We start from the raw sequence: 17,869 nt of genomic DNA, 5'->3' as shown, positions 1-17,869 counted from the left end.
GCTGTCCCGGTCCCGTGACGACCGTCCGCCGCGTCGGTGTTCGGCCCGCGGGCCGTCCGGCCCGGTGCGTTGCGCCGGAGGCGGGGCCGCCGCGTCGGGTGGGGGCGTGGCGCTCGTTGTGCGGAACGGGGCGCGCCGGGTGGGCCGCAGTCGGCCCGGGCCCGCGGCCCGCCGTGTCGGTTCCGGGCCGCGGCCCCGCCCGGCCCGCGGGCCCCGCGTCGGTACCGGGGCCCGGCGTTGGATCAGACACGGCGCCATGAGTCGTTCTCCAGGTGGGAGCCCGCCTGGGGGCCCATGCGGAGCATGCCGCCGTCCACGGTCCACGAGGCGCCGGTGACGTAGCTCGCGTCGGGGCTGCTGAGGAAGGCGATCACCGCCGCCACCTCGCGGGCGTCGCCCGGTCGGGCGATCGGGACGCCGGGGCGGTGCTCCGCGTGGACGTCGATGTCCTCCTGGCCCGTCATGGGGGTGGCGATCTCGCCGGGGGCGACGGCGTTGACGTTGATGCCGTGTTCGGCGAGCTCCAGTGCCATCACCTGGGTGAGCAGGCCCAGACCGCCCTTCGACGCGCAGTACGGCGCGGCACCCACCCGCGGCTGGTGTTCGTGGACGCTGGTGACGTTCACGATCCACCCGCCGTCACCCTGACGGATAATGCGGCGCGCGGCCCGCTGGCTGCACAACAGCGGGCCGACGAGATTGACGTCGAGCACCTCGCGGACGGCGCCGAGCTCCAGGTCGAGGAAGGGCGTGGCCGTGCCGACCCCGGCGTTGTTGACCAGGACGTCGATGCGGCCGAGCCGCTCGGCCAGGCGGTCGACGGCATCGACGGCGTCCGGCAGGAGGGTGAGGTCCAGCTGCTCCAGCTCGGCGCGGCGGCCCGCCGCCCGCACCTCGGCGGCCGTGCCTTCCGCGCCCTCGCGGTCGCGGTGCCAGGTGATGCCGACGTCCATGCCCTGCCGGGCCAGCCGGACGGCCGTGGCACGACCGATGCCGGAGTCCGCTCCGGTGACGACGGCGACACGCGGTGCGGCGGGTTCCTGCGGATTCATGAGGATCCTCGTCTCTGGGTGTGCCGGACCGGGTACCGGCCCGTCCACTGACGACGCATACCCGGTCCGGGGGGACCGGGTATGCGTCGTCACTCGGCCGGCGTCCGGCGTGCGGCGCCCGCTCAGGCGGCGTCACGACCGGGCGGAGCCGACCCGGAGGCCGGCTCGGAGGCCGGCCCGGAGACCGGAGCGGCACCCGGCGGCGGCTCCCGCGTGGACGGGCCCGGAACCGCCCGCAGATGCCTGCGCGGCAGCGCGTGACGCGGTACAGCGGAACCTTTCTTCAGTAGGCGCTCCTCGTACTGGTCCAGCGCGAGCACCAGGCACAGGAGCGCGGGAGGCAGGAGAAGGGCGACGGCGACCACAAGGGCTCCTTCCGGAGGGCCGGGAACGCAGGGGCTACCGGGTCGGGTTGCCCTGTGCGCCCGGCGCAAACGCGGGCGGCCCCCGCAGGGCCGAACGCCCTGCGGGGGCCGGGGTCCCGGGAAGCGGCCGGACCGTCGCACCGCGCTGCGGCGGCGGCCCGGCCCCCGGGGATCTCACCATCGGTACCAGCGGCCGCGTCCGCCACCGGTGCCGGCGGAACGCATCACGAACCCGAGCAGCCAGAGCACCAGAACGGCCACGGCCACCCACCACAGAACCTTGATGGCGAAACCCGCCCCGAAAAGGATCAGGGCGAGCAGGAGAACGAGGAGCAGAGGAACCATAGTTATCAACCTCCAAAGCTTCGGGTGCCCCGTCATGCGTCTTCTACGCATTTCCTCGTTCAAACTCTCCCGCGTGCGCCTCATGTTTGAAACGCCCGCAACGGGTACCCGCACCACCACGGCCCTTGACCGATACAGAGGCCATCAATGACCAACTCGAAAAAAACGTCAGAAACACCAGAAACGTCCGGCACATCCGACGAGCCCGACCTGACGGCACCGCAGGTCCTGCGCGCGGCCCACGAACAGTTCGCCGAGCTGACCGGACTGCGTCCCGAGGGCGTCTCCCGGTTCGAACGGACCGACGGAGGCTGGCTGCTGGAGGCCGAGGTCGTGGAGATCACCCGCGTCCCGGAGACGATGAGCGTGATGGCGCTCTACGAGGTGACCCTCGACGCCACCGGCCTGCTCACCGGCTACCGCCGCGTGCGGCGCTACGAGCGCGGCAGGACCGATTCCCGTTGAGGACCGGTGCCCGGCCGGGCCGTCGGAGACGAGGCGATGACGAGGGAAAGACGAGGGGAAGCGGTTCCACATGAGCGTAGTCCCTGTGCAGCAGGGCGGCGGAGCGGGCGGCACCAGCGGCCTGTACGACGTCCTGGAGCTGGTTCTCGACCGCGGCCTGGTGATCGACGCGTTCGTGCGCGTCTCGCTGGTCGGCATCGAGATCCTGAAGATCGACGTGCGGGTCGTGGTCGCGAGCGTCGACACGTACCTGCGCTTCGCCGAGGCGTGCAACCGCCTCGACCTGGAGGCCGGCCCGCACAAGAGCGCCGGCCTTCCCGAGCTCGTCGGCGACGTGACCGAGAGCGGTGCCCGCGGCAAGACCAAGGGCGCGCTCTCCGGCGCCGCGCAGACCGTCTCCGACGCCATCCACCAGGTGCGCGGCCGGGGCGAGGGCCAGGAGAGCGGCACCCGGCGGTCCGCCTCCCGCAAGAAGGAGGAGAGCGAGTGACCACCTACGTCTACGGCATCACGCGCGCCGGCCACCGCGACCTGCCGGAGGACCTCACCGGCATCGGCGACCCGCCGCTCCCCGTCCGGACGGTGACCGGATCCGGTCTCGCCGCGGTGGTGAGCGACTGCCCGCAGGAGCTGCGCCCCAAGCGGCGCGACCTGCTCGCCCACCAGCAGGTCGTGACCGAGATCGGCCGTCGCGCCCCCGTGCTGCCCATGCGCTTCGGCAGCGTCTCGGACAGCGACGACGAGGTGCGCGACGTGCTCGCCGAGCACGGCGGACGGTACGAGAAGCAACTGGAGGAGCTCGGCGGACGCGTGGAGTACAACGTCAAGGTCGTGCACCGGGAGGACGCCGTCCTCCACCGGGTCCTCTCCGAGGACGCCGGCCTGCGCACCCTCGCGGAGGCCAACCGTGCCGCGGGCGGCGGGAGTTACGAACAGCGCCTGCGGTTCGGGGAGATGGTCGCCGAGCGCGTGCGGGAGAGGGAGGACCGCGACGCCGAGCTGGTGCGCGAGACGCTGGCGCCCCTGGCGGAGAAGACCCGCACCGGCCCGGAGAACGCCGGCTGCTTCCTCAGCCTGTCCTTCCTCGTCGACGAGTCCGCCGCCCGGCGGCTGCTCGCCGAGACCGGCAGGCTGGAGAAGGAGAACCCGCACGTGGCCCTGTCCGTGCACGGGCCGCTGCCGCCCTACAGCTTCGTCGAATGACCGCACCGTGACCCGCGTCCGCCCGAGCGCCCGGTGATCGGCTTCGTCGGCTGGGTGCTGCGACGCGTCGTCGCGGAGGCCGAGCGCGTGTACTACGACCCGGCCACCGTGCAGGGCGAACTCAAGGCACTGGAGGAGCAGCTGACGTCGGGCCTTATCGACGAGGAGGAGTTCGACCGCCGCGAGGACGAACTCCTCGACCGGCTGACGGAGGCCCGGCGACGCATCGACGGGAACGGGACCGCATGAACGAGCACAGGGCACCGGTGGCGTACGCGGACCACGGGCCGGCCAATCTCGCCGACATCCTTGAACGGGTGCTCGACAAAGGCGTGGTGATCGCGGGGGACATCCGCATCAACCTGCTGGACATCGAACTCCTCACCATCAAACTCCGTTTGCTCGTCGTGTCCGTCGACAAGGCGAAGGAAATGGGGATCGATTGGTGGGAGAACGATCCCGCCCTCTCCTCGGGGGCCCGGAACGATTCCCGCGAAACACCGGAGATCCACACAGCGCAAGAGAAATCGCGAGAAGAGGAACGGCGAGGGGAGCCCCGGTGAAGGACGAGTCGCAGCGATACGTGTACGCCTATGCCGTCACGCGGGACTGCGCCGCCGTGACGGGAGCCCTGGAGACCGTCACCGGTGTCGCGGCCGAGCCCGTGGGCGGCGTCCGGCACCTGGGGCTCATGGCACTGGCCGGGAGGGTTCCGGCCGCGGAGTACGGCGAACGGGCCCTGTCCGGCCGGATGGAGGACCTGCCGTGGCTCGAAGGCGTCGCCCGCGCCCACCAGAGGGTCGTCGACGCCGTGACCGCGGCGGGCTCCTGCGTCCTGCCCCTGCGGCTGGCGACGGTCTTCCACGACGAGTCCGGTGTGCGCACGATGCTGGAGGACAGGGGCGAACAGCTGCGTTCCGCCCTCGACCGGCTGGACGGGCGCACCGAGTGGGGCGTCAAGGTGTACGCCCCCGAGCCCACCGCGGCCCCCCGCCCCCCGGCGCCGCGCGCCACCACGTCCGGCCGTGACTACCTCCGGCGCCGCGCTGCCGAACGGCACGCGCACGAGGAAGGGGCACGGCGCGCGGACGAGGCCGCGCGCGGCATCCACACCACCCTCGCCGCCCTCGCGGAGGAGACCCGCCTCTACCCGCCGCAGAACCCCGCCCTCTCCCACCACCCCGGCCGCAACGTCCTCAACGCCGCCTACCTCGTCCCGTGGGACGGCGCCCCGCACTTCACCTCGGCCGTGACCGGCCTCGCCGAGCACGCGCCCGGCGACGATCTCCGCCTGGAGCTGACGGGCCCGTGGGCCCCGTACTCCTTCGTCACCCCGGAAGCCCCGTGACCGGCACCGTCCTTCCCGCCGACCGCAGGCTGACCCTGGTGGACCTGCTCGACCGCCTCCTGGCGGGCGGCGTCGTCCTGACCGGCGACCTCACCCTGCGGATCGCCGACGTCGACCTCGTCCGCATCGATCTGCGCGCCCTCGTCAGCTCCGTCGACGTCTCGGTCGTACCGCACCCCTGGGAGGAGCAGCACCCATGACCCGCCCCCTGGACCTCGACCGGGCCACGATCGAACGCGACCTGGCCAGGCTGGTCCTGACCGTCGTCGAGCTCCTGCACCAGCTGATGGAACGGCAGGCCGTCCGCCGTGCGGAACGGGGCGACCTCACCGAGGCCCAGGAGGAACGCATCGGCCTCACCCTCATGCTCCTCGACGAACGCATGCGGGAGCTCTGCGCCGAGCACGGCCTGCAGATCGAGGACCTCAACCTGGACCTGGGCCCGCTGGGACCGCTGCTGTGACGTGTCCGGCGGCCGCCCTCACAGACTCCAGCCGGACGTCGGCGAGGTTCTGGGTTCGGGGGACGCGCCGCGGGCCTCGACGTCGTGCTGGGCGGTGTGCAGCAGGCGGCTGCCGAGGTCGCGCAGGGCGCGGCCGGCGGCGAACTCGTCGCCGATCTCCGGTACGTCCTCGTCGCCCGGGGCGCGGCGGGCCGCCCCCGTGCCGGTGACCGAGGCGGTACCGGTGTCGAGGACCGCTCGTGCCTTGGTGCTGTCCCCGTCCTCGGTGAGCTGAAGGCGGATCTTCCACTCGGTCGTGTGTGGCATTGCTCGCTCCTCCCGGGCGCGTGCGGACCTAGTGCGTCAGGTGCACCTTCTCGTGCATGACCTCCTGGATCTCGTCGCCGGCCTTGTCGAGCAGCTGCTCGGCCAGGCCGTTGAGGGCGCGGGCGGCCGCGACGTCCTCGCCGACGCGCTGCTGGCGGCGGTCGGCCGGGTTGCGGTTGGCGATGCCCTGGGCCGCGAGCTGGGAACCGTCGTGCATCCGCAGGCGCACGTCGGCCTGCGTCGTGGCGTCGATCTCGCGGAACTCCATCTCGATGGTGCAGTCGACGATCTTCTCCATGGTGATCACCTACAGCCTGTCGGGGATCGGCTCGCAGGTCAGCCCGTCCGGGCGGACGCTGCCAGATGGGTGGTGAACCAGTCCCGGGCGAGGTCCGCGACGGTGTCGAGCGTCCCGGGTTCCTCGAAGAGGTGCGTGGCGCCGGGCACCACGGCCAGGTGGTTCTCGCAGCGCAGCTGCTGCGCCGCCTGCCGGTTGAGGTCGAGCACGGTCTCGTCGTGGCCGCCGACGATCAGCAGGGTCGGTGCCGTGACCTCGGCCAGGCGCGGCCCGGCGAGATCGGGGCGCCCGCCCCGGGAGACGACGGCGGCGACGGGTTCCTGCGCCGCTGCGGCGTCCGCGGCGGCCCACAGGGCGGCCGCCGCGCCGGTGCTCGCGCCGAAGTAGCAGACGGGAACGGGCTCGCGTCGCCGCAGCCAGCGCGTGACCTCCGTCAGCCGGCGCGCCAGGGGCTCCACGGCGAAGACGTTCGCCCGGTCGTTCTCCTCCAGCGGGGTCAGCAGGTCGAACAGCAGCGTGCCCAGCCCGGCGTCGCTCAGGGCCCGCGCCACCGCGCGGTTGCGCGGGCTCAGCCGGCTGCTGCCGCTGCCGTGGGCGAAGACCACCAGCCCGGGGGCACCGGCCGGCATGGTGAGGTCACCGGCGAGCGCGACGCGGCCGCCGTCCACCGGTAGTTTCAACGGGCCGCCGTGGGCGTCGCCACCGCCGCCGCCCTCCCGGACCTGCTCGGCGTTCCTGCGCAGCAGCTCGACGACCTCCTCGTCCGAGGTCTGCGCGAAGTCGTGGTACCACTCGCCGACCGCCGCGAACGCGACCGGCGTGCTGAGGCAGATCAGCTCGTCCACCTGCGTGCGGAACTCCGCCGCCGCGTCCGGTGGCGCCACCGGCACGGCGAGCACCACACGGGCCGCTCCCTGCGCCTTCGCCACCTGACAGGCGGCCGACGCCGTGGCGCCGGTCGCGATGCCGTCGTCGACGACGATCGCCGTACGGCCCTCCAGCGGAACGCGGGGCTGTCCCGCGCGGAAGCGCTCCGCGCGCCGGGCCAGCTCCGCCTCCTCGCTGCGCTCGACCTCCACCAGGTCGTCCTCGTCGACCCGGCTCATGCGCACGATGTCGTTGCGGATGACCCGCACGCCGCCCTCGCCGATCGCGCCGAACCCCAGTTCGCGGTGGTACGGCACGCCCAGCTTGCGCACGAGGATCACGTCGAGCGGGGCGGCCAGCGCCCGGGCGACCTCGAAGGCGACGGGGACGCCGCCGCGGGGCAGGCCGAGCACGACCGGATTCTCGCCGCGCAGGTGCCCCAGCCGCTCGGCCAGGCGCCGACCGGCGTCCACTCGGTCGTTGAACCGCATGATCCACCTCTGGCCCCGGGGCCCGGCTCCGGGAGCCCCGGAAGAAAAGGGAGGAGCCGTCATTCCAAGGGGAAGCCGTAATTCCAATATGACGGGCCCCGGGGGGATAGTCCACAGGGATCCCACGGCTCCCCAGGGGACGCACGTCCCCGCCGGGCCCCGCCCGTTCCTCCCGCCCCTTCGCCCCTCCTGCTGCTCGGCTCCCTGCCCGGCCCTCCTCCGTCAACCCTCCGTCAGCGCCCGGCGCACCCGGGCCGCGACCTCCGCCGCCTCCTCCTCCGAGGCGTAGCGCGTGCGCGGCCAGAAGAAGCCGCGCAGCCCGTCCTTGCGGTTGCGCGGCACCACGTGCACGTGGAAGTGCGGCACCGACTGACTCACCCGGTTGTTCGCGGCGACGAACGAGCCGGCGGCCCCCATGGCGCGCTCCACCGCCCCCGCGACCCGCTGCACCCGGGTGAAGAACGGACCCACCTCCTCCGCCGGCAGGTCGGTGAGCGTCTCGGCGTGGCGCTTCGGGACGACCAGCACATGGCCGGGAAACAGGGGCCGGGCATCGAGGAAGGCCACCACCGTCTCGTCGTCGAGGACGCGGTGCCCGGCCGCCCCGCCCGTCGCGATCGCACAGAAGATGCAGTTCACGACACCAGTGAACCAACCGCCGTCCCGCATCCGACGGGAATCGCGTCCTCCGGGCGGTGCCCGGCGCCCGCCCGGGGCAGGCATCACCGCATGCCCCTGCTCGTGGGAACCTCGGGATGGCAGTACAAGGACTGGCGCGGCGACCTCTACCCCGCCGACCTGCCGCAACGCCTGTGGCTGGAGGAGTACGCGGCCGCCTTCGCGACGGTCGAGAACAACAACGCCTTCTACCGGCTGCCCAAGCCCGAGACCTTCGCCGCCTGGCACGACCGCACCCCCGCCGGCTTCGTCATGGCCGTCAAGGCCAGCCGCTACCTCACGCACATCAAGCGGCTGCGCGACCCCGAGGAGCCGGTCGAGCGGCTCCTGCGGCACGCCGCCGGTCTGGGGGACCGGCTCGGGCCCGTCCTGCTGCAGCTGCCGCCCACCCTGCACGCCGACGCCGCCCTGCTGGACGCCGCGCTGCGCTGCTTCCCCCGCCGGGTGCGCGTGGCCGTCGAGCCCCGGCACGGATCGTGGTGGACGGACGAGGTGCGGGCCGTGCTGGAGCGCCACGGCGCCGCGCTGTGCTGGGCCGACCACGATTCGCGGCCCGTGACCCCGCTGTGGCGCACGGCGGACTGGGGGTACGTGCGCTTCCACAGCGGCCGGGCGCAGCCGTGGCCCCGCTACGGGCGGCAGGCGCTCACCACCTGGGCCGGTCGGCTGGCGGACACCTGGCCCGAGCGGGCCGACGTCTACGCCTACTTCAACAACGACCCCGGCGGCGCGGCCGTCCACGACGCGGTCGTCTTCGCCCGCGCGGCCGCCCGGCGGGGACGCACGGTCAGCCGGACCCCCGACCTGCGCGGCTGAGGCCCGCCCCGCCCGGCCGCCCACCCTGCGCCGCCCGGCCGCGCATGCCACGCTGGAGAGGGGGCAGCAGCATGCCGAGGCGAGCGAAGGAGCGGCAGATGCCCAGGGGATCCAGCCCGAAACGCGAGCGGCAGTACGAACACATCAAGGACAGCGCCCGCGAGCGCGGCGAGAGCGAGAAGCGCGCCAAGGAGATCGCGAGCCGGACCGTCAACAAGGAGCGCGCCCGCGCGGGCGAGTCGAAGACCGCCAGCCGCAGCTCGCTCGACGACATGTCCTCGTCCCGGCGGGGCGGCCAGCGCTCGCACTCCGGGGCGCAGGGGCCCACGAAGGACCAGCTGTACAACGAGGCCAAGCAGAAGAACATCCACGGCCGGTCCGACATGACCAAGGCCGAGCTGAAGAAGGCGCTGGGCCGCTGAGACCACCCGGGCCCGGCCTGCCCGGCCGCGTTTGTAGGAACCGCACAGGCCGCTCCCCTCAGCGCTGACGACGACCCCACCAGCGGTGGCGCTGCGTGATCGGTGAGGATGAGCGGGTGCCCGAACTCCTCGACCCCGCCGACCCCGCCTTCGCGCGCGACCCGTACCCGTACTACGCGCGGCTGCGCGAGAGCGGACCCGCGGCGCGGGTGCCGCTGGCCAACGGCACGCACGCCTGGCTCGTCACCGGCTACGAGCAGGCCCGGGCCGTCCTCGCCGACCCCCGGTTGTCGAACGTCCCGCCGGCCGCGGCGGGCCGGCCCAAGCCCGACTCGCCGGCGCAGCGCGCCCGCGGCTGCCTCGCCCGCCACATGCTCAACTCCGACGCCCCCGATCACGGCAGGCTGCGCCGGCTGACCACCGCCGCGTTCACCCCGCGGCGGGTCGACGCACTGCGCCCGCGCATCGAGCGGCTGACCGACGCCCTGGTGTCCGAGGTGGCCGGACGGCTGGCGCGCGAGGGCGTCGTCGATCTCGTCGACGCCTTCGCCTTCCCGCTGCCGGTCCTGGTGATCGGCGAGGTGCTGGGCGTGCCCGAGGCCGACCGGGCCGACCTGCGGGAGTGGACGTACCGGGTGGGATCGCCCGCCGACGCGCTCGCGCGGGGCGCGGTCGACGAGGCGTGGGCCGGGCTCCACGCCTACTTCTCCACACTGATCGAGCACAAGCGCAGGGCCCCGGGGGACGACCTCTTCAGCGCGCTGGTGCACGACGCGCGCGAGGGCGGCCTCGACGACGGCGAGCTGCTGGCCATGGCGTTCCTGCTGCTCTTCGCCGGCTACGAGACGACCATGAACCTGCTCGCCTCGGCGTCCCTGCTCCTCCTCACCCACCCCGCCGAGGCGGCCGCCGCGCGCGCCGGCGACGAGGCCCGCTGGAACGCCGTGATCGAGGAGACCCTGCGGCACGCGAGCCCGCTGGAGGGGACCACCTGGCGGCGGACCACCGAACGGGTCGACCTCGGCGGCGGGACGGTCATACCGGCCGAGGACTCGGTCCTCGTCGTCCTCGCGGCCGCCAACCGCGACCCCCACCACTTCCCGGCCCCCGACGCCTTCCGGCCGGCCCGCTACCTGACCGGCGCCGGACGCCCCGCCCCGCACCTGGCCTTCGGCCACGGACCGCACTTCTGCCTCGGCTCCCGCCTGGCCCGTCTCGAAGCGGTCGTCGCCCTGCCGCGCCTCTTCGACGCCCTGCCCGGCCTCACCCTGGCCGCCGACCCGGCCGAACTCCCCTACCGCCCGGGCCTCCTCGTCCGCGGCCCCCGCCGGCTCCCCGTGCGCTGACACCGGCCGGCCGCGGTCCGGGGCCGAACGGGTGACGGAAATCGCGCCCGGGCGGCGCCTGCCGGAAGGTGGGAGGTGTGAAGGCCACCCAGACCCCGGACGACCGGCCGGCGGACGACCAGCCCCTGGACGACCGGCGGCCGGGCGGGCCGCCCGGGGCCGGCAGGCCCGACGACCACGTCGTCGTGCTCTTCGGCGCCACCGGCGACCTCGCCCGGCGCAAGCTGCTCCCCGGGCTGCACCGCCTGGACCGCGCGGGCCTCATGCCGCGCGACTACCGCATCGTCGGCTCGGCGCCCGCCGCGGCCGCGCTCACCAACGAGGAGTTCCGCGCCCACGCCAGGGACGCCGTCCGCGAGTTCGGGACGGGCGAGCCCGAGGGCGCGGCCTGGGACGCCTTCGAGGCCCGGCTGAGCTTCGGGGCCGCCGACCCCGAGGACCCCCGGATGCTGCTCGCCGCCGTCCGCGCCGCGGAGTCGGCCCTCGGCGGCACCCCCCGCAGGCTCTGCCACCTGGCCGTGCCGCCGACGGCCTTCGCGTCCGTCGTCGGGATGCTCGGCACCACCGGCCTCGCCCGGGGCGCCCGCCTCATCATCGAAAAGCCGTTCGGCACGGATCTCGCGTCCGCACGCGCCCTCAACGCGACCGTGCACGCCGTCTTCGACGAGTCGCAGGTCTTCCGCATCGACCACTTCCTCGGCAAGGAGTCGGTCGACAACATCCTCGCCCTCCGCTTCGCCAACGGCCTCTTCGAACCCGTCTGGAACCGCGACCACATCAGCCACGTCCAGATCGACGTTCCCGAGACGATCGGCATCGAGGGCCGGGCCGGCTTCTTCGAGGAGACCGGCACCTTCCGCGACATGGTCGTCACCCACCTCTTCCAGGTGCTCGGCTTCGTGGCCATGGAACCCCCGGTCTCCCTCGACGCCCGCGCCCTGCGCGAGGAGAAGACCAAGGTCTTCCGGTCGATGCGGCCCCTGGACCCCGCCCACGTCGTCCGGGGCCAGTACGACGGCTACCGGGCCGAGCCCGGCGTCGACCCGCACTCGGACACCGAGACCTTCGTCGCGCTGCGCGCCGAGGTCGACAACTGGCGCTGGGCCGGAGTGCCCTTCCACCTCCGCTCCGGCAAGTCCCTCGGCCGGCGGCGCCAGGTCGTCACCCTCCACTTCAAGCGGCCGCCGCTGCGCATGTTCCCGGACCGCTCGCGCACCGGCCCGGCCGGCCACGGCAACGTCCTGGTCGTCGACTTCGACGACCCCGGCTGGATCGCCGCCCGCTTCCTGGTCAAGGAACCCGGCCCGGCCATGCGCCTGACCCCCGCACGGATGACCTTCCGGTACGGAGACTCCGTCCGGCAGCAGCACGGCCTGGAGGGCTACGAACGGCTGATCCTGGACGCCATGCTCGGCGACCAGGCGCTGTTCACCAGCGCGGACGGCATCGAGCGGCTGTGGGAGGTCTCCGCCCCGCTCCTCGCACACCCCGGCCCGGTCGAGCCGTACCCCGCCGGCTCCTGGGGCCCCGCCCGCGCCGACGAGCTCATCGCCCCGCACCACTGGTACCTGCCGGACATGGCCTCCGACGAGCCGGGAAGCGGAACACCATGACGAACCTCGGCCTTCCCGACGGCATCCGCGCCTGCCTGTTCGACATGGACGGCGTCCTGACCCAGACGGCCACCGTGCACGCGGCGGCATGGAAGGAGACCTTCGACGCCTTCCTGCGCCGCCGCGACGGCGCCGGCTTCCGGCCGTTCGACGCCGTCGGGGACTACGACGAATACGTCGACGGAAAGCCCCGCGCCGACGGCGTGCGCTCCTTCCTCGCCTCCCGCGGCATCACCCTGCCCGAGGGCGACGACGACCCGCCCGGCCCCGACACCGTGCGCTCGCTCGGCGACCGCAAGAACGCCCTCGTCCTCGAAAAAATCAAGGAGATGGGTGTGCACGCCTACCCCGGCTCCGTCCGCTACGCCGAGGCCGCGCGCGCCGCGGGACTGCGCCGCGCCGTGGTCTCCTCCAGCGCCAACTGCCACGACGTGCTCGTCGCCGCCGGCATCGACGACCTCTTCGAGGTGCGCATCGACGGGATCGTCGCCACCGAACAGCACCTCCCGGGCAAGCCCGCTCCGGACACCTTCCTCGCCGCGGCCCGCGCCCTGGGCGTACCACCCGAGGAGGCCACGGTGTTCGAGGACGCGCTCGCCGGCATGGAGGCCGGCCGGGCCGGAGCGTTCGGCTTCGTCGTCGGCGTGGACCGGGCCGGCCAGGCCGAGGCGCTGCGCCGGCACGGAGCGGACGTCGTCGTGGAGGACCTCGCCGAGCTGCTGGAGGAGGAGGCGTCGTGATCACCCATCCGGCGTACCGGGTCGAGCCCTGGTGCCTGCGCGAGACCGAACTCAACCTCGACGTGCTCTCCCAGAGCGAGTCCGTCTTCGCCCTCTCCAACGGACACGTCGGCTGGCGCGGCAACCTCGACGAGGGGGAGCCCCACGGCCTGCCCGGCACCTACCTCAACGGCGTCTACGAGTTCCGTCCGCTGCCCTACGCGGAGGCCGGCTACGGCTATCCGGAGTCCGGTCAGACCGTCATCAACGTCACCAACGGCAAGCTGATCCGCCTCCTGGTCGACGACGAGCCGTTCGACCTGCGTTACGGCAAGCTGCACAAGCACGAACGGGTCCTGGACTTCCGCACCGGGCTGCTGCACCGCACCGCCGAGTGGACCTCGCCGAGCGGGCGCAGCGTCCGGGTGAAGTCGACCCGGCTGGTCTCCTTCTCCCAGCGTGCGGTCGCCGCCGTCGCCTACGAGGTGGAGCCGCTGGACGGCGACGTGCGCATCGTCGTCCAGTCCGAGCTGGTGGCCAACGAGCAGCTGCCGCACTCCGGGGGCGACCCCCGGGCGGCGGCGGTGCTGGAGACGCCGCTGGTCTCCGAGCAGCACGCCGCCCACGGCCCGCGGATCCGGCTGCTGCACCGCACCCACCACAGCGGGCTGCGGCTCGGGGTGTCGGCGGCGCACGTGGTGGACGGCGGCGAGAAGACCGAGATGACCTCCGAGAGCAGCGACGACCTCGCCCGTTTCACCATCACCTCGCGCCTGTGCTCCGGACAGCGGCTGCGGGTGGAGAAGTTCGTCGCGCACGGCTGGTCGGCGATGCGCTCCATGCCGGCGGTGCACGACCAGGTGGACGCCGCCCTGGCCGGCGCGGTCAGCACCGGCTGGCAGGGGCTGGCCGACGAGCAGCGCAGCTACCTCGACGGCTTCTGGGCCCGGGCGGACGTGGAGGTGGACGGCGACGCGGAGATCCAGCAGGCGGCGCGGTTCGCCCTCTTCCACGTGCTGCAGGCGGGCGCCCGCGGCGAGGCCAGGGCCCTGCCCGCCAAGGGGCTGACCGGCCCCGGGTACGACGGGCACTGCTTCTGGGACACCGAGACCTTCGTCATGCCCGTGCTGACCTACACCGCGCCCCAGGCCGTGGAGCAGGCGCTGCGCTGGCGGTACAACACCCTGCCCGCCGCGCACGAGCGCGCCCGGCAACTGGGGCTGAAGGGAGCCGCCTTCCCCTGGCGGACCATCAACGGCGACGAGTGCTCGGGCTACTGGCCCGCCGGGACGGCGGCGTTCCACATCAACGCCGACATCGCCGACGCCGTCGTGCGCTACATCCGGGCCACGTGCGACGAGACCTTCGAGCGGGAGGTGGGGCTGCCCCTGCTGGTGGAGACCGCCCGGTTGTGGCGCTCGCTCGGTCACCACGACCACCACGGCGACTTCCACATCGACGGCGTGACGGGCCCGGACGAGTACAGCGCCATCTCGGACGACAACGTCTACACGAACCTGATGGCGCAGCACAATCTGCGCGAGGCCGCCGCCCTGGCCGAGCACCACCCGGACCTGGCCGCGGCGCTGGGCGTCGACGACGAGGAGACCGCCGCCTGGCGGGACGCCGCGACGCGCATGGCCGTGCCGTACAACGACGAGCTGCAGGTGCACGAGCAGTCGGAGGGCTTCACCCGCCACCAGGTGTGGGACTTCGCCCACACCGGGGACGAGCAGTATCCGCTGATGCTGAACTTCCCCTACTTCGACCTCTACCGCAAACAGGTCGTCAAGCAGGCCGACCTCGTCCTCGCCATGTGCCTGCGCGGCGACGCCTTCACCGCGGAGGAGAAGGCCCGCAACTTCAGCTACTACGAGCAGCTGACCGTGCGGGACTCCTCGCTGTCCGCCTGCGGCCAGGCGGTCATGGCCGCCGAGGTCGGCCACACCCGGCTGGCCTACGACTACCTGGGCGAAGCGGCGATGATGGACCTGTCCGACCTGGAGGGCAACACGCGCGACGGCATCCACATCGCCTCGCTCGCCGGCACGTGGTTCGCCCTGGTCGTCGGCTTCGGCGGGCTGCGCGAGGACGACGGCCTCATCGGCTTCACCCCCCGGCTCCCCGAACAGCTGGGCCGCCTCGCCTTCACGGTGCAGTTCCGGCAGCAGCGGCTGCGGGTGGAGATCACCGACAAGAAGGCGACCTACACCCTGCTGGACGGCGACACCCTCCGCATCCGCCACTGCGGCGAGTGCCTGACGCTGTCGGCCGACGTGCCGGAGACCCGCCAGGTCCCGGTCATCACGGCCGGCCGCGCCCCCGAACAGCCGGCCGGGCGGGGCCCCGCCCGCCGCGGGCGGGCCGTCGGCCATGCCGAGGAGGCGACCCGCTGAGGGCGCCCGCGGCGGGCGGGAGGCCGGGTGCGACGATCACCGCATGACGCACCTCAACCTCCTGGCCCTCTGCGGAAGCCTGCGCGAGGGATCGCTGAATTCCGCGGTCGCGCACGCGGCCGCGGGCCTGTGCCGCCCGCCCGCCACCATGACGGTCCACGGCGGCCTGGACGGCCTGCCCTTCTTCAACCCCGATGTGGAGAGCAGCGCCCCGCCGGCCGTGGTGCAGGACTTCCAGGCGCGGCTCGCGGCCGCCGACGCCGTGCTCATCGCGAGCCCCGAGTACGCCCGCGGGACGAGCGGCATGCTGAAGAACGCCCTGGAGTGGGTGGTGGGCAGCGGTGAGCTGGTGGGCAAGCCCGTCGCCGTGGTCACCGCCTCGCCGTCCGCGGCCGGCGGGGAGCGGGCCCAGGCGTGGCTGCGCGAGACCCTGGAGGTGATGAGCGCACAGGTGCTGCCCGAGTCGCTGCGGATCCCGCGGGCGAGCGCCAGGATCACCGACGGCCGGATCACGGACCCGGAGCTCCTCGGCGAGCTGGCAGGGGTGGTGGAGGCCATGGTCCGCGCGGCGGAGACGCTCCGCAGGGCCGTGGCCTGACCCCTTCTCAGTCGCGGTTGCGGAACCAGCTCCTGCGCCAGCCGTAGCCGCTGCCGCGCAGCCGGCGCTGGACCTTGTGCAGCAGGGGGTGGCGGTCCCGCTGTTCGCGGGCGCTGCGGTCGAGTTCCTCGGCCAGTCGCTCGGTCCGCTTCTCCACGTCGAGCTCGTCCAGGATCCGGTCCATCTCCGCCAGCAGCGCCCCGTGCAACTGCCACTGGCGCGGGTGCCGCCGGACGGAATCCAGCAGCAGGTGGGCCGCCCGGTCGCGGCTGGCCCGGCCCGCGGCCAGCTCCCGCACGAGCCGGTCCTCGGCCTCCTCGGCGTTGGCGCTGACCTGGGTGGTGATCAGCACGGCGAAGCTCTCGACGGCGCGCGCCAGGTGCCGGAAGACGTCTTCCAGGGCCTCGGCGACGTCGTCGGGGAAGAGGTGTTCGTCCCGGCGTTCCTTGGCGAGGTCGGTGAGGGTCCGGCAGATGACCCGGAGCACGACCGCGGCGATCTCCAGCGCGTCGAGGCCGGTGCGCAGGACGACCCGGAAGAGCAGCCCCTCCTTGACCCGGGGGTTGAACCTGAGGCTGTCCTCGGCCTGCCGGAGCGAGGCGTCCACCTGGACGATGTCGTGGTCGAGCCGGCGGGCCTCGTGCAGCCTGGCCGCCGCCTCCTCGACCGGCGTGTGGCCGCACACCTCGTCCCCGACGCGCTGGAGCAACTGCCCCATCCGGCGGGAGAGGTGCTCGATGGCCTCGCTCGCCGGCTGCACCCAGACCGGCGGCACGAACAGGACGTCGAACAGCAGCCCGACGACGGCGCCGATCAGGGTCTCCAGGACCCGGTCCCACGCCGTCTCCGCCACCCGGGTCACCCCGAGCACGAGCATGGCGCTGATCGCCACCTCGGGCACGAATTCACCCGCCCGGACGAAGCGCCCGATGATCAGCGACGCGAGGATGATCAACCCCAGGCTCCACCAGGTGAGCCCCACCAGGGCGCTGAAGCCGATGGCGATCAGCACGCCCGCCACCACCGAGTTCACTCTGCGGATGCTGGTGGTCAGGGTGGAGTAGAGCGTGACCTGGACGACGAGCAGCGCCGTCAGCGGTGCGGTGAGCGGTGCCGGTTCGTTGCTCAGCTGCAGGGCCACCACATAGGAGATCACCGCGGCCAGCGTGGAACGGACCGCCTGTACGAAGGCCGGTTCCCGGTGGCGTCGTACCAGGGTCGTCAGGGGGTCGGTGATATCAGGCACCTTGTGCCTCTTCCCGCCCCAGGTGCCTCCCTCACCTCATATGTTTCTTCCATGATCGATCACGAGGTGGTCCGCGTGTTCACCGGCCCGCGCGGGGAGGGCGGGAACCCGCTCGGCATCGTTCCGGACGGCGGTCGCGTCCCGGGGGAGCGGGCGCGGCAGCAGGTGGCGGCGGAACTGGGCTTCAGCGAGACCGTGTTCGTCGACGACGCCTCCGCCGGCCGCGTCGACGTCTACACGCCCTCCTCCCGCCTGCCGTTCGCCGGGCATCCGCTGGTCGGCGTCGCATGGTTCCTGCGGCAGCAGGGGCGGGAGGTGACGATGCTGCGGCCGCCCGCGGGCGAGGTGCCCGTCCGGGAGGAGGACGGGACCACCTGGATCCGGTGCCGGGCCGAGTGGGCCACCGGCCGGCGCACCCGGCGGTACGACACCGTCGCCGAGGTCGACGGGCTTCCGGCGCCACCGCCGGGGGAGGGGTGGCTGTACGCGTGGGCCTGGGAGGACGAGGCGGCCGGGCGGGTACGGGCCCGGGGCTTCCCGCGCCGCGGCGACGGCATCGCGGAGGACGAGGCCACGGGGGCCGCGGCCGTCACCCTGACCGCCGGGCTCGGCCGGTCCCTGACCGTCCGCCAGGGCGCGGGCTCGCGGATCCTCACGCGCTTCCACGACACCGGCACGATCTCCCTCGGCGGACGCGTGACCCCGGCCGGCCCGCGCCGCTGACCCGGGCCCCGCCCGGCACACCGGTGGCGCGGAGCCGGAGGCGGCGCCGGTCACGGGCCGTTCTCCACGCCGCCCCGCGCGGTGCGTCGCGGCGCCCGGCCGGGCCGTC

The 17,869-nt window shown here is 73.5% G+C and carries 23 protein-coding genes; 16 read left to right on the top strand and 7 right to left on the bottom strand.

What is annotated here, in order from left to right:
- Nucleotides 1-242: 242 nt before the first annotated feature.
- The gene (locus LE181_RS20380) at nt 243-1,052 is read right to left on the bottom strand and encodes an SDR family oxidoreductase (RefSeq protein ID WP_225662752.1); all 810 of its coding nucleotides are present in this window, start codon (nt 1,050-1,052) and stop codon (nt 243-245) included.
- A 539-nt stretch (nt 1,053-1,591) separates the two neighbouring features.
- On the bottom strand, nt 1,592-1,762 hold the full coding sequence (locus tag LE181_RS20375) for a hydrophobic protein (protein WP_225662751.1): 171 nt from the start codon (nt 1,760-1,762) through the stop codon (nt 1,592-1,594).
- A gap of 147 nt (nt 1,763-1,909) precedes the next feature.
- Between LE181_RS20375 and gvpO the strand changes: the two genes are divergently transcribed.
- The 8 genes from gvpO to LE181_RS20335 all read left to right on the top strand — a co-directional run bounded on the left by gvpO (nt 1,910) and on the right by LE181_RS20335 (nt 5,241).
- The gene (gvpO, locus tag LE181_RS20370) at nt 1,910-2,227 is read left to right on the top strand and encodes a gas vesicle protein GvpO (protein WP_225662750.1); all 318 of its coding nucleotides are present in this window, start codon (nt 1,910-1,912) and stop codon (nt 2,225-2,227) included.
- A 70-nt stretch (nt 2,228-2,297) separates the two neighbouring features.
- Nucleotides 2,298-2,717, top strand: a complete 420-nt coding sequence (locus LE181_RS20365; protein ID WP_225662749.1) for a gas vesicle structural protein GvpA — start codon at nt 2,298-2,300, stop codon at nt 2,715-2,717.
- The gene (locus tag LE181_RS20360; protein ID WP_225662748.1) at nt 2,714-3,430 is read left to right on the top strand and encodes a GvpL/GvpF family gas vesicle protein; all 717 of its coding nucleotides are present in this window, start codon (nt 2,714-2,716) and stop codon (nt 3,428-3,430) included. The genes LE181_RS20365 and LE181_RS20360 overlap by 4 nt, the downstream gene beginning before the upstream one ends.
- A gap of 33 nt (nt 3,431-3,463) precedes the next feature.
- Nucleotides 3,464-3,679: a gas vesicle protein GvpG gene (locus tag LE181_RS20355; RefSeq protein WP_225662747.1), complete on the top strand. Its 216-nt coding sequence runs from the start codon at nt 3,464-3,466 to the stop codon at nt 3,677-3,679.
- Nucleotides 3,676-3,993, top strand: a complete 318-nt coding sequence (locus LE181_RS20350; RefSeq protein WP_225662746.1) for a gas vesicle protein — start codon at nt 3,676-3,678, stop codon at nt 3,991-3,993. Before LE181_RS20355 ends, LE181_RS20350 begins: the two co-directional genes overlap by 4 nt.
- Nucleotides 3,990-4,778, top strand: a complete 789-nt coding sequence (locus tag LE181_RS20345) for a GvpL/GvpF family gas vesicle protein (RefSeq protein ID WP_225662745.1) — start codon at nt 3,990-3,992, stop codon at nt 4,776-4,778. Before LE181_RS20350 ends, LE181_RS20345 begins: the two co-directional genes overlap by 4 nt.
- Nucleotides 4,775-4,978 carry a gas vesicle protein gene (locus tag LE181_RS20340; protein WP_225662744.1) on the top strand — a complete coding sequence of 68 codons (204 nt, stop codon included), beginning with the start codon at nt 4,775-4,777 and terminating at the stop codon, nt 4,976-4,978. Before LE181_RS20345 ends, LE181_RS20340 begins: the two co-directional genes overlap by 4 nt.
- The gene (locus tag LE181_RS20335) at nt 4,975-5,241 is read left to right on the top strand and encodes a gas vesicle protein K (protein ID WP_225662743.1); all 267 of its coding nucleotides are present in this window, start codon (nt 4,975-4,977) and stop codon (nt 5,239-5,241) included. Before LE181_RS20340 ends, LE181_RS20335 begins: the two co-directional genes overlap by 4 nt.
- Nucleotides 5,242-5,259: 18 nt before the next feature.
- On the opposite strand, the gene LE181_RS20330 is transcribed toward LE181_RS20335, so the two are convergent.
- From LE181_RS20330 to LE181_RS20315, 4 genes are all read right to left on the bottom strand, one after another.
- Nucleotides 5,260-5,547: a DUF1876 domain-containing protein gene (locus tag LE181_RS20330; protein ID WP_225662742.1), complete on the bottom strand. Its 288-nt coding sequence runs from the start codon at nt 5,545-5,547 to the stop codon at nt 5,260-5,262.
- A 28-nt stretch (nt 5,548-5,575) separates the two neighbouring features.
- A complete protein-coding gene (locus LE181_RS20325) occupies nt 5,576-5,845 on the bottom strand; it encodes a DUF1876 domain-containing protein (RefSeq protein WP_225662741.1) in 270 nt (89 codons plus the stop codon).
- Between the two features lie 38 nt (nt 5,846-5,883).
- The gene (locus tag LE181_RS20320) at nt 5,884-7,203 is read right to left on the bottom strand and encodes a phosphoribosyltransferase family protein (RefSeq protein ID WP_225662740.1); all 1,320 of its coding nucleotides are present in this window, start codon (nt 7,201-7,203) and stop codon (nt 5,884-5,886) included.
- Nucleotides 7,204-7,425: 222 nt separating this feature from the next.
- Entirely contained in the window at nt 7,426-7,842 is a 417-nt protein-coding gene (locus LE181_RS20315; protein WP_372458427.1) for an HIT family protein, read from the bottom strand.
- A gap of 90 nt (nt 7,843-7,932) precedes the next feature.
- On the opposite strand from LE181_RS20315, the gene LE181_RS20310 reads away from it, so the two are divergent.
- The 7 genes from LE181_RS20310 (at nt 7,933) to LE181_RS20280 (ending at nt 15,791) form a co-directional block, all read left to right on the top strand.
- The gene (locus LE181_RS20310; RefSeq protein WP_225662738.1) at nt 7,933-8,697 is read left to right on the top strand and encodes a DUF72 domain-containing protein; all 765 of its coding nucleotides are present in this window, start codon (nt 7,933-7,935) and stop codon (nt 8,695-8,697) included.
- Nucleotides 8,698-8,795: 98 nt separating this feature from the next.
- On the top strand, nt 8,796-9,119 hold the full coding sequence (locus LE181_RS20305) for a plasmid stabilization protein (RefSeq protein ID WP_225662737.1): 324 nt from the start codon (nt 8,796-8,798) through the stop codon (nt 9,117-9,119).
- A 95-nt stretch (nt 9,120-9,214) separates the two neighbouring features.
- Entirely contained in the window at nt 9,215-10,465 is a 1,251-nt protein-coding gene (locus tag LE181_RS20300) for a cytochrome P450 family protein (RefSeq protein WP_308103167.1), read from the top strand.
- Between the two features lie 125 nt (nt 10,466-10,590).
- Entirely contained in the window at nt 10,591-12,078 is a 1,488-nt protein-coding gene (gene zwf / locus LE181_RS20295; protein WP_225662753.1) for a glucose-6-phosphate dehydrogenase, read from the top strand.
- Nucleotides 12,075-12,818, top strand: coding sequence for a beta-phosphoglucomutase family hydrolase (locus LE181_RS20290; protein WP_225662736.1), 744 nt, complete (start codon nt 12,075-12,077; stop codon nt 12,816-12,818). Before zwf ends, LE181_RS20290 begins: the two co-directional genes overlap by 4 nt.
- Nucleotides 12,815-15,193, top strand: coding sequence for a glycoside hydrolase family 65 protein (locus tag LE181_RS20285; protein WP_225662735.1), 2,379 nt, complete (start codon nt 12,815-12,817; stop codon nt 15,191-15,193). Before LE181_RS20290 ends, LE181_RS20285 begins: the two co-directional genes overlap by 4 nt.
- A 43-nt stretch (nt 15,194-15,236) precedes the next feature.
- Entirely contained in the window at nt 15,237-15,791 is a 555-nt protein-coding gene (locus LE181_RS20280; RefSeq protein WP_225662734.1) for an NADPH-dependent FMN reductase, read from the top strand.
- 7 nt (nt 15,792-15,798) lie between these two features.
- On the opposite strand, the gene LE181_RS20275 is transcribed toward LE181_RS20280, so the two are convergent.
- Nucleotides 15,799-17,037, bottom strand: a complete 1,239-nt coding sequence (locus LE181_RS20275) for an FUSC family protein (protein WP_225662733.1) — start codon at nt 17,035-17,037, stop codon at nt 15,799-15,801.
- Nucleotides 17,038-17,088: 51 nt separating this feature from the next.
- Between LE181_RS20275 and LE181_RS20270 the strand changes: the two genes are divergently transcribed.
- Nucleotides 17,089-17,760 carry a PhzF family phenazine biosynthesis protein gene (locus LE181_RS20270; RefSeq protein WP_225662732.1) on the top strand — a complete coding sequence of 224 codons (672 nt, stop codon included), beginning with the start codon at nt 17,089-17,091 and terminating at the stop codon, nt 17,758-17,760.
- Nucleotides 17,761-17,869 lie beyond the last annotated feature (109 nt).

The organism is Streptomyces sichuanensis, assembly GCF_020328095.1.
GTDB classification, from domain to species: Bacteria; Actinomycetota; Actinomycetes; order Streptomycetales; family Streptomycetaceae; genus Streptomyces; species Streptomyces cinnamoneus.
Note: the sequence above shows the minus strand (reverse complement) of the source record. Positions and strands in the feature narration are given on the sequence as shown.

Excerpts from the sequence above, each read along its gene's own strand:
- LE181_RS20270 (WP_225662732.1), top strand. The coding sequence starts at position 17,089 with ATGATCGATCACGAGGTGGTCCGCGTGTTCACCGGCCCGCGCGGGGAG.
- LE181_RS20325 (WP_225662741.1), bottom strand. The coding sequence starts at position 5,845 with ATGGAGAAGATCGTCGACTGCACCATCGAGATGGAGTTCCGCGAGATC.
- LE181_RS20365 (WP_225662749.1), top strand. The coding sequence starts at position 2,298 with ATGAGCGTAGTCCCTGTGCAGCAGGGCGGCGGAGCGGGCGGCACCAGC.
- LE181_RS20310 (WP_225662738.1), top strand. The coding sequence starts at position 7,933 with ATGCCCCTGCTCGTGGGAACCTCGGGATGGCAGTACAAGGACTGGCGC.
- LE181_RS20280 (WP_225662734.1), top strand. The coding sequence starts at position 15,237 with ATGACGCACCTCAACCTCCTGGCCCTCTGCGGAAGCCTGCGCGAGGGA.
- LE181_RS20330 (WP_225662742.1), bottom strand. The coding sequence starts at position 5,547 with ATGCCACACACGACCGAGTGGAAGATCCGCCTTCAGCTCACCGAGGAC.
- LE181_RS20290 (WP_225662736.1), top strand. The coding sequence starts at position 12,075 with ATGACGAACCTCGGCCTTCCCGACGGCATCCGCGCCTGCCTGTTCGAC.
- LE181_RS20320 (WP_225662740.1), bottom strand. The coding sequence starts at position 7,203 with ATGCGGTTCAACGACCGAGTGGACGCCGGTCGGCGCCTGGCCGAGCGG.
- LE181_RS20305 (WP_225662737.1), top strand. The coding sequence starts at position 8,796 with ATGCCCAGGGGATCCAGCCCGAAACGCGAGCGGCAGTACGAACACATC.
- LE181_RS20375 (WP_225662751.1), bottom strand. The coding sequence starts at position 1,762 with ATGGTTCCTCTGCTCCTCGTTCTCCTGCTCGCCCTGATCCTTTTCGGG.
- gvpO (WP_225662750.1), top strand. The coding sequence starts at position 1,910 with ATGACCAACTCGAAAAAAACGTCAGAAACACCAGAAACGTCCGGCACA.
- LE181_RS20335 (WP_225662743.1), top strand. The coding sequence starts at position 4,975 with ATGACCCGCCCCCTGGACCTCGACCGGGCCACGATCGAACGCGACCTG.
- LE181_RS20380 (WP_225662752.1), bottom strand. The coding sequence starts at position 1,052 with ATGAATCCGCAGGAACCCGCCGCACCGCGTGTCGCCGTCGTCACCGGA.
- LE181_RS20350 (WP_225662746.1), top strand. The coding sequence starts at position 3,676 with ATGAACGAGCACAGGGCACCGGTGGCGTACGCGGACCACGGGCCGGCC.